Here is a 14087-nt window from a genome sequence, read left to right on the forward strand (position 1 = left end):
CGTAGATTGACGATCGGCTCTGCTCTGCTCGGTTCTCTGGCCATAGCCGCCCTCCTCACTCCAGGTGCGCAGGCGGACGAGGTAGTGGGCAACGCTGATGTAGGCGGCTTCCGGATCACCGGCGGGGGCGGCTCGGGCAACGACGTCGTCCTGGGCACCACCGACTCAAGGACGATCACCGTCAAGCTGACGGCCAGCGACGATTCGGGCATCAAGTCCGCGGACTTCACGCTCTATCACGGAAGTAGCATCAGCAACGCCGACGCGGTCCTGAAGTCCAGCGAAGCGGCACCGGTGTGCACACCAGACGGAACCACGTCCGTCTGCACCAAGCACTACACGATCGACCCCCGACGTGAGCTGAAAAACTCGCTGGCCGGCATCTGGAAGGTCTACGTCGAAGCCAACGCCAACGACGGGGACTACGTGAAGGCGGACGGCCACACCACCTTCTTCATGAAGCGTTACGCCAAGCTGACCGCCAACGCTTCTCCCGAGCCTGTCGCCAAGGGCGGCACCATCACCGTCTCGGGCAAACTCACCCGGGCCAACTGGGACACCCACGACTACCGCGGCTACACAAACCAGCGCGCTTACCTCGAGTTCCGCCGACCGGGCACCGACTACTACGAGTCTCTGGGCTACACCACCACGAACTCCACCGGCGTAGCCACAGCGAAGGTCACCGCAACCGCGGACCGCTACTGGCGGTATGAATTCAGAAGTACCATGACAACTCGGGGCGTCAAGGCGACGGGTGACTTCGTGGACGTTCGTTAGACGTGTCGCGCTTCGACTGGACGGACCGCTCCACCTGGGACCGGCCCTGCGGGGCGTGACGGGGATGTACCTGGTGGTCCCCGACCTCGGCAGCCCGCAGCCCGCGGAGGCCGTCGCCGCGTTCGCCCGGCAGGCGGAGAAGTGGGTGCAGCTGTCGGTCGGTCTGTACGAGTACGTCCGCTCAGGCGGCCTCACCTCCCCCAATGACGGCGTCCAGCGGGCGTTGGGCAGGGCTCCCCGGGACTTCTCCGAGTACGGAAAGCGCTATACATCAATCCAGTACATGGACTACGCTTGGTACATGTCCATGAAGCGCACGAACGTCTACGCCGACCCCGAGGACCTGGCGATCATCAAGGAAGCGGCCAAGCGCCGGGGCATAAGCGAGGCCGAGATCATCCGGCAGGGGATCCATCTCGCGGCGATGGCGAATCGAGTCTGGGACGAGCCGCTGTTCTCACGCACCTTCGAGGGGTCGGGGCGTACGCCGTCCAAGGCCGAGGTCCGTGACGCGGTCGCTGACGCGGTCCGTCGCGAGACGGGCTCCGGAACTGCCGCGTGATCATCGTCATCGCGGACACGTCCGGCCTCCTGGCCGCCCTCGACTCGACGCACCCGGAGCACGGGGCTGCGAATGAGGCGATCATGGCGGCCGGTCTCCTGGTCATGTCCCCACTCCTGCTGGCGGAGCTCGATCACGTGGCCACGCGCGAACTCGGGCGCGAAGCCGCCGTCAGCGCTGTCGACGATCTTCGCCGCTGGATGAGCCGGGGCCGGGTCCTCATGCCGGAGATCACAGAGGATCACCTGGGCGCAGCCCAGTCTGTTCGTGGCCGTTACCACGCACTGGATCTCGACCTCGCCGACGCGGTGAACGTAGCGCTGGCCGCGGACTACGACACCGACGCGATCCTCACCCTCGACCGGCGCGACTTCCGTGCCGTACGGCCGTTGGGCCGGCACAAGGCATTCCGGGTCCTGCCCGACGACCTGCCGTTGTGACCAGGGCTTCCCATGCCGAAGTCGCAGCCGCTGCAAAGGGCTTCGGCACGTATCGCCTCCGCTGCGCACGCACCGACGCTCAGCCCTGCTGAGGGACAAGCAGGCTGAGGCCTTCTGGCGCGGGGAGGTTTCGGCGCGAACTGCGAAGCCGCAGGCCAACGATGGTTTCCGACGCTGGGAGCGTTACGCGAACGGCTACGGCCCGACACCCGTGCCCTCCGCGCGCCCAATCTTCGTGTGCCTGGCGGGCTGAAACTGCTGGAGAACCCCCGCCAAAACACAAGCCCCAGGCGGCTGACCTGGGGGCTTCAAGAAGAGCGGGTGAGGAGAATCGAACTCGCGCTCTCAACTTGGGAAACGACGGCGCTGGCGGAGCCCTACACTCCCTGACCTGCGCAGATCTGTCGACTTGCTGCTGGTGCGGGCGCTTGACGGCACCGTTGTTGACCGTGGTTGTCCGCTCTCAAGGGCACGCGGAGGGCACGCCGTCGAGAGCCGCGCGGCCGGGCATCGGCAAGGAGCGATTCATGCCGGGCCCGTCCCGCTCGGAGGTCGGCGTCTTTACGGCGTTGCGGACGCGCATGTCCTGTCGAGGCAGGGAGGCTGAGTTGCTGCTACCGCTCGCGGCAGTCGACCTTGTGCCCCCCGGAGCGGCGCCGGGGATGCGACGGGCTACGCAGCCTGCGCGTAGCCGGTCCCCGAGGAGTCTGCCGGTGAGGTGGGCGAGGAAATCGCCCACCATGGTGCCGGCCCTTCGTTCTTCATCCAGGCCGACCGCCTCCGGCTGATCACCTGCGGAAACGATTGCCGAGCCACTTGTAAGAAACGTGGGTCTGTCGCCATAGACGGGTACCGGCGTCGAACGAGGAGCATGCTGCACGTTGCACAGCCGGATCGGGGGATGCGCCCGGCCATCCGCGTCTTCCCCACGCGCCTCCGCGTGCCCTCACACCACAGCGCCTGAATCCCGCGCCCGCCCGCGTCGCTCCAGCGGACTGCGCGCCCCGCTGTCCTCGCTGCGCTTGGGGCGCACTGGCGGCGCCGGGCGGCTGCCCTCAAGCTGCACGGCGATCGGCACGGCAGTGAACACCGTCGATGCCATACCGATCACCACGCCGGCGATCAGCGCCACGGAGAAGTCCGCGAGCGAGTCACCGCCGAGCACGGCCAGGGCTGCCAGGATGAACAGCGCGCCCATACCGGTGTTCACGGTGCGCGGCAACGTCTGGATGACGGCCTTGTTCGCGGTGGTTTCCAGGTCCGCCGCCGGATCGCGGCGGCGCGCCTCGCGCACCCGGTCGAAGACGACGACGGTGTCATTGACGGAGTACCCGATGACCGTGAGCAGGGCCGCCAGGAAGACGCTGTCGACGGGCCTGCCGAGCCAGGCGAACAGGCCCACCACAAGCAGCACGTCGTGCACCATGGCCGACACCGCCGCGGCGGCGAACGTCCACCGGAACCGTACGCTGAGGTAGATCAGCTGGGTCGCGACGGCGATGCCGAGCGCGATGAGCGCGTGCCGGCGCAGCTCGTCGCCGAGGCTCGGGCCGATCAGCTCGTCCCGCTCGACAGTGACCTCACCGCCCTCCTTCGCCAGCGCCGTTCTGATCGTGTGCTGCTGGTCGTTGCTCAGCTCACCGGTGCGTACCGAGATGTCCCCGTTCCCCGACTCCTGCACCACCGCGCGCGGGAACCCGGCGTCCGTGACCGCCGAACGTGCTGCGTCCACGTCCATGGGCCTGCTGGTGCTGTACTCCACCAGGCGCCCGCCGGTGAATTCCACGCCGAATTCCAGCCCGCGCAGGCCGATTCCGGCGACGGCAACCGCGATCAGCAGCGCGCTGACGCCGAGCCAGCGGCGCCGGTGGTGCACCAGGCGGGGTTTGCGGCGCGCGAGCCAGGCACGCACCCGGCCATGGGAGGTGATCCCGGTCAGGCCGGGCCGGTTGCGCACGAAGCGGCGCCGGATCGCGAAGTCGGCGAGGACCCGGGTGATCACCAGGGCCGAGATCATCGAGACGAGGACACCGATGGAGAGCGTGACGCCGAAGCCCTTGACAGGTCCGGTGGCGAAGAAGAAGAGCAGCCCGGCCGCGAGCAGCGTGGTCACATTCGAGTCGACGACCGCGCTCCAGGTCTTGGCGAAGCCGGTGCGCAGCGGCTTGTCCAGGCGCGCCGAGGCCGACGTCAGGGCGCGGACTCCCAGATACTCCTCGCGGGCACGCTCGAAGACCAGCACGTTCGCGTCCACCGCCATGCCGATCGCCAGGACGAAACCGGCGAGTCCGGGCAGTGTCAGGGTCGCGCCCAGGGCGACCAGTACGGCGTAGGAGATCAGCCCGTACAGCGCGAGCGCGATGGTGGCCAGGGCGCCGAGCAGCCGGTAGACGACGAGGATGAACAGCCCTGTCAGGGCGAGCCCGATGACCGCGGCCTGGGCGCTGGCGGCGATGGCGTCGGCACCGAGCGTGGGGCCGACGGTACGCTGCTCCGCGACCTCCACGGGCACCGGCAGCGCACCGCCCTTGACGAGCGCGGCCAGATCGCGGGCCTCTTCTCGGCCGAAGCCGCCGGTGATCTGCGTGGAGCCGCCGGAGATGCCGACCTCGCACGCCACATCCGCGTTGACGCCGGGCGCCGAGAGGACCTTGCCGTCCAGGACGATGGCGACGCGCCTCTCGGGGGCGCCCTGCGGGGCACAGGCCGCCGCCCCGGTGACCCGTGCCCAGTCCTTGCCTGCCTGCCCGCGGAAGGTGAGGTTGACCATCCAGCCCGACATCGTCTGCTGGTCGAGCACCGCTTCGGCGTCCTTGACGCCCTCGCCGGTGAGGACGGTGGGCCCGAGCTTGAGGAACGCCCCCTTCTGGTCGGGGTCGGCCAGGGTGCGCGAGCCGTCCTTGGCAGGCTTCCCCTTGGTCGCGTCCTGCTGGTCCGTCGCGCCCTGCACCGGGTGGACGGTCAACTGCGCGGTGCGGCCGATGACTTCGGCGGCCTCGCGCGGGTCCTGTACGCCGGGCAGCTCGACGAAGATCCGCTGCTGTCCGGACCGGTACAGGCTCGGCTCGGACACGCCGAGCGCGTCGACCCGCTGGCGGAGCACCTCCAGGGCCCGCTGGGTCGATTCGGCATCGGCCTTGACGACGGGTGAGTCCTTGGTCTCCAGGACGATCTGGGTGCCGCCGCGCAGGTCGAGGCCGAGGCGGGCGGACTGGGTGAGAGCGAAGAAGAGCGAGGCGGCGATCACACCTAGGGCGACGATCGCCCGCCACATGGGCGCGCGAGACATGAGTTCTCCACGATGGGCAGGCAGACGGAGTCGACGTCTGCCCCGGGCGCGGAGGCGAACGGTCAGGCGTCGATACGGACTTCGGTGCACCATCGGGACGGCGGGCCGCGCGGGCGATACGCGTGGGCGCCCCGGCTCGCTCCTGCGGCCGCGGCCGCCACGGCCACGGCGGGGCCGCCGACAGCGCGGTGCGGGGCTGCGTCCCCGGTGCCAGGACCCAGGAAGCCGTGGTACGGGTACGGCACGGCGTCGGCGTGGCCGAGCACGGAGTGCGCCACGGCGACGGGTCGCTGCGCGTCGGCGGTCGCGGACGCCTGCGCGGTCGCTGTCGCGGCCGTGCCCGTCGAGGACGGGCGGGACGCCGGCGTCGACTTGGCCGACACCGGTAGGAGGAAGGTCAGGACCGCGAGCAGCGCGGAGAGCACGACGGCGGCCGGGCGCGTGGGGTGTGCGCGGTGCTGCTGCACGCCTCTTGCCCCCCGGTCAAGTCGTCGTACGGAATCAGCAGTTGAGCACTGTGAGCCACGGCTCGGCTCGTCCGGCCGTCAGTGACACGAACGCCGTCGGGCGTCGGGAGGTTCCCGACTCACCGCAGGAATGTTGCTGCCTGCGGAGTGCGCTGGTGCGGCGGCACGGAAGTGCGGGGGAAGGGGCGGGACGAGGCTGCGGTATGAACCCTTGACCCGTGCCGCCACCGCACTTCCGGAGCCGGAGTCGGCTACGCCCCTTCGAGGCGGAGCCCCAGCCGACGTGCGGCTGGGGCTCCTCAAGGCGATGAGTACCGGTCAGCAGGTGGGGGTGCCCACGCCGTAGACAACTCGTCTACGCGTCGGCGGACCGCACCCATCGCGATCACCGTGGATCAGGCGGATCAGCGCTGCAGGGTGAGCAGGCCCGGCCGGTACGGCAGTTTCAGGTAGGGGGTGTCCGGCGGTGTGTTGGGGGAGTGGCCCTGGTAGAGGAACTGCAGGTTGCAGGGGTCGATGCTCATGGTCTGGTCAGGGTTGTTGCGGACCAGGTCACCGTGGCTGATGTCGTTGGTCCAGGTGGCACCGCTGTTGGCCTTGCCCGCGAAGGGGTTGCTCTCGGTGGCGGCCTGCGGGGTCCACGAACCGTTCAGACTGGAGGCCGTGAACGAGCGGAAGAAGCGCTGCTCAGTCGCACCCCGAGCCTCAACGATCATGAGGTACTGGTTCTGGCCCTGGACCTTGTAGACCTCCGGCGCCTCGAACAGGTTCTTCTCCGTGTCGCTCATGATCGTCGTGTACGACGAGCCGAAGCTGCCGGGGAAGTTCCCGATCGGCATGCTCGCCCGGTAGATCTTGCCGTTGTCCCCGGCGAAGAACAGGTACATGTTCTGGTCGTTGGCGATCAGGGTCGGGTCGATCGGGACGCCACCCTCGCCGGCGGGGAAGCTGCCGGTGAACAGCGGCTGCGGCGCGGACCAGCCGTTGGGGTTGGTGGGGTCGCTGGACGTGCGGTAGGCGAACTGCCAGGCGGTACCCCACCCATTCGAGGCCAGCACCCAGATGTTCTTGGGCGCGAAGTAGAACAGTTTGGGCGCCACCGCGAGCTGGCTCATCCTGGTCTGGGTGGCCGTCCCCATGTCCGACCAGTTCGTGAAGGGACGGAACCCCATCGTGCCCCACGACGATCCGTCGGAGGTGGTCGCGTACACCAGGTGCCGGCCGTTGTGCGTCACGGTGGTGAAGTCCTTCAGTGAGGCCCACCCGTTCGCCGGCTGCGCCAACGGACCCGTCGAGGTCCACCGGTACGTCGACGGAAGAGCACACGTGTTGCCCGGCGGCGTGGACAGGCCGGTCCACTTCTGGTTGCTGCCGCTGTTGCAATTCCAGAGCTGCACCGCCGTGCCGTTGGCCGTAGCGCCGCCGCTGACGTCCAGGCACAGCCCGGACTCCACGGCGACGATCGTGCCGTCGGCGTTCACCCGCCACTGCTGGTTCGTACCGCCGTTACAGGCCCAGATCACCGGCCGGGTACCGGCCGTGGTGGTGTGGCCCGGAACATCCAGGCACTTGTTGCCGTACACGGTCAGCTGGTTGTTGTCCGTGAGCGTCCACTGCTGGTTGGTCCCGCCCGTGCAGTCCCAGATCTGCACGTTCGTGCCGTTGGTCTGGCTGGCGCCCGGCACATCGAGACACCGGCCGGAACTGACGCCGCGCACGGCGCCGGTGGTGGCCGCCTGAGCCGGGCTGGCGACGAGCATCCCCGCCAACGCGGCCAGGGCCGCAACCGCGGCGGCGAGCACCGCAGACGGATGTCTGCGGTTGAAACTACGACTGTGCATGCGGACCTCGTCATCCTTGAGCAAGCGGCTCCGGTTTGCCCCGCCAGAGGGTGTCCGGATGTCGGTGGGGTACGGTCCTGGTATGTTCGGTATTCCGAACAAGGGTCGAACTGTCGATCAGCTGGATGATAGGGTTCCGGTGAACGGCGTCAATACCTCTCGCGCAATTCCGAGCCGAAGCATTCGCAGGCTGACACCGCGCGGCTTCAAGGCCCGTGGTTGTGCGGGTCTTTGGCGCGAGGGGCGGGTAGCAGTGCGGGCACGGGCTTGGTGATCATTGCGGGTGTCGTACGCCTGATGATCACGAGAGTGTCCCGTGCCTGCTGATGCATCTCCCCCGGTCCCTGCCGTGCTTGTGAGGCTGGGTCCGCTTGCCCTCGGCCGGCTCGCTGACCTGCGGCCCTCCTTCGATCACCGCGCCGCGTGTCCGTGAGCGGCGGGCCGACCGGCTGCGGACCACGGGGGCGAAGACGATGACGCCAAGGCATACCGGCTCCTCAAGGCATTCATGGAGACCGCCGTGGACGACGAGCGATCACGCGCAATCCTTGCCGCATCAAGGGGGCCGGTAAGGAGAAGGCAGCTGAGCGGTGCATCGCCAAGAAGGGCGCTCCCTTCCGGCGCAGCACCTTCGGCCGGAAGTGGCGCAAGGCGGGTGAGATCGTCGGCATGCCCGAGGGCTGCCGGTTCTACGATCTCCGACACGCGGGGCACGCGCGCGATCAGTGTTCTGGCACGAATCTGGCACGCGACGACTGATCACGATGGACAGAAAAAAGGCCCGGGTCTCTGACCTGGGCCTTAGCCGTGGAGCGGGTGACAGAATCGAACTCGCGCTCTCAGCTTGGGAAGCTGCGGACATCGAGAGCACCATGTAGGCGCTGACCTGCCCAAACGGCCGGTTCGCGGCCTCTGGGGGCTCGGCTGTTTTCACCGCGATTCCCCGCTGTTCCCCGCTCGATCTGGTGCGCGAGTGGTGCAGCACTGTCAGCGTGGCCCTCTGCCAACCGGCGCGTCGGCAAGTGCGTCAGAGGTGTTCCTTGGCCGCTCGGACCAGTCGGCTGATGTCGTCACGGGTCCGTACCCTGGCACCGTCGAGTTCGGTTCTGCTGTCTGTTTTGGACAGCGATGTAACGTCTGCGAGCACGGCCTCCGCGGCCCGGCTCAGCGTCTCGTCATCGGTGAGCATCTGCACCCGGAACAGAGCCTCTTGGGCGTTGGAGCGTAGGTCGTAGGCGCGGATCCGCACTGTGTCGGGGTCCTCCGGTGGTGGCTGTTCGTGCTCGCAGAACCAGAGGTGAACCAGGCAGCGGCGGTAGTTGACCAACGCGCCGGCGTAGGCAGAGTAGGCATCGAGTCGTTCCTGCCGGAGCTTCTCGCGGCGGGTGAACTGGTGGCTTCTGTCGGTGGTGCGCTGCTGGAACGCCAAGGTGATCCCCGAACCAAGCAGCGTCCCCAGGACGGCTATACCGCTGGCGATGATGGTCTCCACGTCCCAAGCTGATCATGCCTCGCCGTCCTCCGCGGGCCGTAACCCAACTCCGATGCCAACACGCTTTCCAACTGTGGTGGTGGGGTGGTGGGCGTCGTTCGGGGGCGTTCACCTGCGTTCATGGGCGGCTGATCCTGGGAGCGGCTTCTGCCCTCGGCCTCGTCTGAACGGCCATGAACGGCGGAACCGGAAAGTGAGACGGAGCGCGGAGCTAGGGTCGTTAGCATCTTCGCTGTGGAAGGGGGAGTCATGGCGTTGGTCCGCAAGGGATCGCGACGCATCGTTGTCGACGGCACGGTGTACCGCTGGCGGCTGCGAGGCAGGCCGACGTACTTCCAGGGCCTGGCCTGGTCGCCGTGCACGTTCGCGGTCGAGCATGCGGATACGCCAGGGACGATGCTCGTGGTCACGACCGACCAGCCGCATCCGAGCAACTGGATCGGTCTTGAGGCTGAGCCTGTATTGCCGTCCGGTGTTGCTGCGGCTGTTCGGCTTGCCCTGAGTGAGGGTTGGACTCCGACGGCTCCGGGCTCCGCGTTCCACCTCGACCAGTCCGCCGGCTCTAAGCCTTCGTACTGAAGAGCCGGGGAATCGTTGGTACCTCAGCCGACGACAGTCCGCCACGACGGAGGGGACGCCGACCGACCACGCGCGCGTATACCTCGCCGCATCCCCACCGACCTTGGCCACGCTGCTGGCGCCGTCGACCAGAGCAAGCCACGACGGGCCGGTCCGTGACGAAGGTGCCTCGGCCCTCAGCTTGGGAAGCGACGGCGCTCGAGCAAGCTCTCGCGCGTCTGACTGCCTGGGCCTACGCCTGCTGGGTCGTGGCGGTGGGGGTGTGGGCGAGCCGAGCGCGTAGGCGAGCCGCGTCCTGGCCGGGCGGGAGGCCGTAGGTGCTGCGGTACTCGCGATTGAACTGGGTGGCGCTCGTGTATCCGACCGCCTGCGCGATCTGGGCCGCGGTGGCGCCGCCGGCGACCAGGCGCCGCTGTGCCTCCTGCAGGCGCAGGGATTTCTGGTACTTGAGCGGGCTCATGCCGGTGGCCGCTTTGAAGTGCCGGTGCAGGCTGGCGGGGCTCATGTGTGCCACGGCGGCGATCTCGTCGATTCTGAGCGGCTCGGTGTAGCGGGCGCAGATCCATCGGGCCACCTCGCGCATCCGGGCGGTGGTCGAGTCGTCCAGTGACCACTGGCGCAGGACGGGGCCGAGGGAGCTGCGCAGCAGGCGGTAGAGGATCTCGCTCTCCACCCGGGTGGCGAGGGGGCGGATGTCGTCGGGGCTGTCGAGGAGCCGGACGTAGCGGGTGAGCGCGTCGATGAGTTCCGGTGTCATCGGCGCGGTCACCTGCGCTTCGATCGTCGCCGGGGTGGCCGGGCCCGTCTCGTGCAGCTCGACGAGCAGTTCGGCCAGCGCCTGGCTGTCGAATCGCAGGACGGCGGACCGGTAGGGCACCTTCTCCACTGCGACGGTGACGGGCAGGGCGATGGTGGTGAACAGCATCTCGCCGGCGTGCGCGACATGGCGCAGGTCCCCCGCGGTGGTGCGTTTCGTACCGGCGGCGACGAAACAGAGCATCGGATCCTCGAGCCGGTCGGTGGGCTCGACGGGTTCGTCGAGTGCGACCAGGGTGAGCCGGGGCACCGCGGTGGGCGAGCCCACTCCCACGAAGTGCCGGTCGATGGCCGAGGCGAGTCGGTCCAGCACGACGACCTCCTTGCTTGAGAGGATCAGGCAATCCTATGCGATCGGTGCCCCATGACCCCCAGGTGCCGTGTCCTTAGCGTTGAGGACGTGGCACAGCGGACCACGACCGTCGCCCAGCGCGCGCTTCGGCCGCCAGGGCCTCGCGGCCGGGGTCGATCGGTCCGAGAGTCGATCGGTCCGAGAGCAGCATCGCCACCGTCCACAGGGCCTACGAACGCGGCGTGTCCTGCACGGCTCGCAGCAGCGTGGCCGTTTCATCGAAAGGCTTCAACCATGACTCGTCGTCTTGAAGGAACCGTCGCCCTGGTCACCGGCGCGTCCAGCGGTATCGGCCACGCCACCGCCTTGGAGCTGGCCCGCGAGGGCGCTTCCGTGGCCGTGGTCGGCCGGCGCGAGGACCGGCTCACCGACCTCGCCGGGGAGATCACCGGCGCGGGCGGAAAGGCCCTGGTGGTGCCCGCCGACATCACCGACGCGCAGAACGCCGCGGAGGCGGTGGAGCGGACCGTCGAGGGCCTGGGCCGCTTGGACACGCTGGTCAACAACGCCGGCCTCATGCTGCTCGGACCCGCCCCGGGCGCCGACCTCAACGACTGGCGGCGCATGATCGACATCAACCTCATGGGCCTGATGTACACCGCCCACGCGGCCGTGCCCCACCTGGTCAAGGCCGCCGCCGAGGAGCCGCGTCGGGTCGCCGACATCGTCAACATCAGCTCCCTCAGCGGCCGTCGCGCCTACCCCATGATGGCCGCGTACAGCGCCAGCAAGTTCGGCGTCAACGCCTTCAGCGAGTCGCTGCGCCAGGAACTGGCACGCCAGCACGTCCGCGTGTCCGTCATCGAGCCGGGCAGCGTCGACACCGAACTGCGCACCCACAACCCCGAAGCCGTTCAGCAGCACATCGCCGCCGGCCTGGGTGACATCGAGCGGCTCCAGAGCCAGGACATCGCCGACACCGTCGGCTACATCGTCACCCGTCCGCGCCACGTGGCCGTCGCCGACCTGCTCGTACGCCCCACCGAGCAGGTCTGACCATCAAGCCCGCGGGCCATCTGCGAGACAAGCGAGGAAGCACCATGACTGCCGACATCCCTCTCAGGCCTCTTACGCGGGCCGAGTTCATAGTCCGGGTCTGCCTGCTGCTGGCAACCGCCATCATCGTCGCCGGCGCCGGGCTGCAAATAGTGCGGGGAGCCGCGGAGGGCGATGCCACCGCGGACCACATCCACCGCTTCATGGCAGGCGTCTACATCGGCTGGGCGCCGTTGTTCGCCTGGGCGGCGGCAACAACCCGTTCGCGGGGTGTGCTCGTCTACTTCCTGGCCGTCCCGGTCTTCTTCGGGGCGCTCGGGCGGGTGCTCTCCATAGCCCAGAACGGCCTGCCCGACCGGCCGGCAGAGTTCCTGTCCTTCGGCGCCCTGGAGTTCATCCTCGCGTTCGCCATCATCGGGGCGCACTCCACCGCACTTCGAACCAGACGAGTGCCGGCCACCGCCTGACGCACCGACCCCGGCGCAACCCACAGCGCCGGGTCCAGATCTACGCCGACGGCTCGGGCGACAGCGTGAATTCGACGATGTACGGCGCCTGGAAGTACTTCACCCTCACGAGCTGAGGCTCTGCTTCCGCGCCGACAACAAGGCCCAGGGCCTCGACCTGGGCCCAGAGTGCCGGGGAACGGGGAGGTGGAGGACGCGACGGAAAGCGGAGCGGAGGTAAATGGGTGGCGGAGTGTGGTCTATTTCAACAATCCCTGTCCCGGTAGCCTCAGCTGTGGCCAGTAGCGCACCAATCCCCCACCCCCCAGGTGTGCGTGCCGGTGTGGACGACACCCACCTATCTCTGCCTCCAGCAGCCGGGTGACCTCCCCCGTTCGCCGCCTCTAGGAGGATCACGGTGAAAGTTCGCACCAGAAGCTCGGCGATCATCGGCAGCCTCTGCCTCGTCGCTTCCCTCGCCTTGACCACGGCGTCCGCTGACGAGCTCAGCGCCCCACGTCAGGCAGCAAAAGTCGTGCTCAAGAAGGTGGCCACGGCCCAGAATCCAACCGCCGGCACCGCTGGTCCCGGTGGCACGGTCTGGATAGCCGAACGCGCGGGCAGAGTAAGGGTCTTGGACGATGACGGGCTCGGCGAGCCCGTCATCGACATTTCCAGCGAGACCACCACCAACGGCGAACGCGGCCTGCTGGGCGTCGCGTTCGACAAGGAGTTCGCGCACTTCTACATCTCGTTCACGAACCTCCAAGGCACCAGCACCGTTGACGAGTTCGCGGTGCGGGACGGCAAGATCCAGCCGGACACTCGGCGCACCGTCCTCACCCAGACACAGCCCTACGCGAACCACAACGGCGGCGACATCGCGTTCGGCCCCGACGGCTACCTCTACATCGCGCTCGGCGACGGTGGCTCGGGCGGCGACCCGCACGGCAACGGGCAGAACCTCGACACGCTGCTCGGCAAGCTACTGCGGATCGACCCGAGCGGTGGCAAGCCGTACGCGATCCCGCCGGACAACCCGTTCGTGGACGACCCGAACGCGAAGGACGAGATCTGGGCGTACGGGCTGCGCAATCCCTGGCGGTTCTCCTTCGACGCGGGCACGGGCGACCTGCTGATCGGGGACGTCGGCCAGAGCGCCTGGGAGGAGATCGACTGGGCCCCGGCAGCCAGCAAGGGCGGCGAGAACTACGGCTGGTCCCAGATGGAGGGCAACCATCCCTTCCGGGGCGGCACGGTGCCCGCGAACCACGTACCGCCGATCCACGAGTACGACCGCAGCGGGCTGGGCTGCTCGGTGACCGGCGGATACGTCTACCGAGGCGAGGCGATCCCGGATCTCAAGGGTCAGTACGTCTTCAGCGACTACTGCGACGGCACCATCCGTGCTCTGCAGATGGAGAACGGCGAGGTGACCGGAGTGAGCGACCTCGGAGTCGACGGCGGCCGGGTCGTCTCGTTCGTGCAGGAAGGCAATGGCGAGCTGTACGTGCTCGACCTGCGTGGCAGCGTCTCCCGCATCGACCCGGCGTAATGACCACCGGATGAACAAGCCGCCGAGTAGCGAGTGTCACCCAGGTCGGCTGGATCATCTCCGGGATCTCCGGCCCACCTGAGACCAGCCCGCCGCCCCGGCCCGAGAACCTTGACGTCCTTCGGGTGCAGGACCTCGGGTCGGGCCTCTCCGGGCTCGGCCCGGAACCGCGGCAGGCCGGCTGGCCCTTTCGTGGAAGCACCGTCAGATCCCCCTCAGTCGGCGGGTACGCGCGAGGCTTGGCTCAGGACTTCGGCCGACGAGTGATGGCGGCAGACCCGGCCGATCTCTTGGGGAGTTTGCACGGTGTCCCCTTCAGTGGCCCTTCGGCCTGCCTTTAGGACACGCAGAGGGCACGCCACCCCCACATTGGACTGATCAAGCAACAAACCCCAGGCCGCTGACCTGGGGTTCATCATGGAGCGGGTGACGAGAATCGAACTCGCGCTCTCAGCTTGGGAAGCGACGGCAC

Annotated in this window: 12 protein-coding genes and 1 pseudogene; 8 read left to right on the forward strand and 5 right to left on the reverse strand. The window is 68.3% G+C overall.

The features are described 5' to 3' along the window. Nucleotides 1–6 precede the first annotated feature (6 nt). The 3 genes from ACQEV2_RS22375 (at nt 7) to ACQEV2_RS22385 (ending at nt 1782) form a co-directional block, all read left to right on the forward strand. Complete coding sequence (locus ACQEV2_RS22375; RefSeq protein WP_433044241.1) at nt 7–780, forward strand: calcium-binding protein; 774 nt, start codon at nt 7–9, stop codon at nt 778–780. Nucleotides 781–1081: 301 nt separating this feature from the next. After that, entirely contained in the window at nt 1082–1342 is a 261-nt protein-coding gene (locus tag ACQEV2_RS22380; protein ID WP_433054699.1) for a CopG family transcriptional regulator, read from the forward strand. Next, nucleotides 1339–1782, forward strand: a complete 444-nt coding sequence (locus ACQEV2_RS22385; RefSeq protein WP_433044244.1) for a PIN domain-containing protein — start codon at nt 1339–1341, stop codon at nt 1780–1782. The genes ACQEV2_RS22380 and ACQEV2_RS22385 overlap by 4 nt, the downstream gene beginning before the upstream one ends. 946 nt (nt 1783–2728) lie before the next feature. Here the strand turns inward: ACQEV2_RS22385 and secD are convergent. The 3 genes from secD to ACQEV2_RS22400 all read right to left on the reverse strand — a co-directional run bounded on the left by secD (nt 2729) and on the right by ACQEV2_RS22400 (nt 7379). Then, nucleotides 2729–5071, reverse strand: a complete 2343-nt coding sequence (gene secD, locus ACQEV2_RS22390; RefSeq protein WP_433044247.1) for a protein translocase subunit SecD — start codon at nt 5069–5071, stop codon at nt 2729–2731. A 62-nt stretch (nt 5072–5133) separates the two neighbouring features. Further along, the gene (locus ACQEV2_RS22395) at nt 5134–5538 is read right to left on the reverse strand and encodes a hypothetical protein (protein ID WP_433044250.1); all 405 of its coding nucleotides are present in this window, start codon (nt 5536–5538) and stop codon (nt 5134–5136) included. A gap of 404 nt (nt 5539–5942) precedes the next feature. Next, nucleotides 5943–7379, reverse strand: a complete 1437-nt coding sequence (locus ACQEV2_RS22400; protein ID WP_433044253.1) for a non-reducing end alpha-L-arabinofuranosidase family hydrolase — start codon at nt 7377–7379, stop codon at nt 5943–5945. Nucleotides 7380–7789: 410 nt separating this feature from the next. Here ACQEV2_RS22400 and ACQEV2_RS22405 point away from each other — a divergent pair. Then, nucleotides 7790–8123, forward strand: a pseudogene (locus ACQEV2_RS22405) (hypothetical protein); the annotation flags it as partial. Nucleotides 8124–8406: 283 nt separating this feature from the next. On the opposite strand, the gene ACQEV2_RS22410 reads toward ACQEV2_RS22405, so the two are convergent. Further along, nucleotides 8407–8871 carry a hypothetical protein gene (locus tag ACQEV2_RS22410; RefSeq protein ID WP_433044256.1) on the reverse strand — a complete coding sequence of 155 codons (465 nt, stop codon included), beginning with the start codon at nt 8869–8871 and terminating at the stop codon, nt 8407–8409. Between the two features lie 249 nt (nt 8872–9120). On the opposite strand from ACQEV2_RS22410, the gene ACQEV2_RS22415 reads away from it, so the two are divergent. Beyond that, nucleotides 9121–9450, forward strand: a complete 330-nt coding sequence (locus tag ACQEV2_RS22415; protein WP_433044259.1) for a hypothetical protein — start codon at nt 9121–9123, stop codon at nt 9448–9450. A gap of 232 nt (nt 9451–9682) precedes the next feature. Here ACQEV2_RS22415 and ACQEV2_RS22420 read toward each other — a convergent pair whose 3' ends face one another. Further along, nucleotides 9683–10579 carry an AraC family transcriptional regulator N-terminal domain-containing protein gene (locus ACQEV2_RS22420; RefSeq protein WP_433044262.1) on the reverse strand — a complete coding sequence of 299 codons (897 nt, stop codon included), beginning with the start codon at nt 10577–10579 and terminating at the stop codon, nt 9683–9685. Between the two features lie 273 nt (nt 10580–10852). On the opposite strand from ACQEV2_RS22420, the gene ACQEV2_RS22425 reads away from it, so the two are divergent. The 3 genes from ACQEV2_RS22425 (at nt 10853) to ACQEV2_RS22435 (ending at nt 13615) form a co-directional block, all read left to right on the forward strand. Beyond that, nucleotides 10853–11614, forward strand: coding sequence for an SDR family NAD(P)-dependent oxidoreductase (locus tag ACQEV2_RS22425; protein WP_433044265.1), 762 nt, complete (start codon nt 10853–10855; stop codon nt 11612–11614). 44 nt (nt 11615–11658) lie between these two features. After that, nucleotides 11659–12081 carry a DUF4345 family protein gene (locus ACQEV2_RS22430; RefSeq protein ID WP_433044269.1) on the forward strand — a complete coding sequence of 141 codons (423 nt, stop codon included), beginning with the start codon at nt 11659–11661 and terminating at the stop codon, nt 12079–12081. Between the two features lie 397 nt (nt 12082–12478). Continuing rightward, nucleotides 12479–13615 carry a PQQ-dependent sugar dehydrogenase gene (locus tag ACQEV2_RS22435; protein WP_433044272.1) on the forward strand — a complete coding sequence of 379 codons (1137 nt, stop codon included), beginning with the start codon at nt 12479–12481 and terminating at the stop codon, nt 13613–13615. Nucleotides 13616–14087: the final 472 nt, after the last annotated feature.

Source organism: Streptomyces sp. CA-251387, assembly GCF_050936625.1.
In the GTDB taxonomy this organism is placed as follows: Bacteria; Actinomycetota; Actinomycetes; order Streptomycetales; family Streptomycetaceae; genus Streptomyces.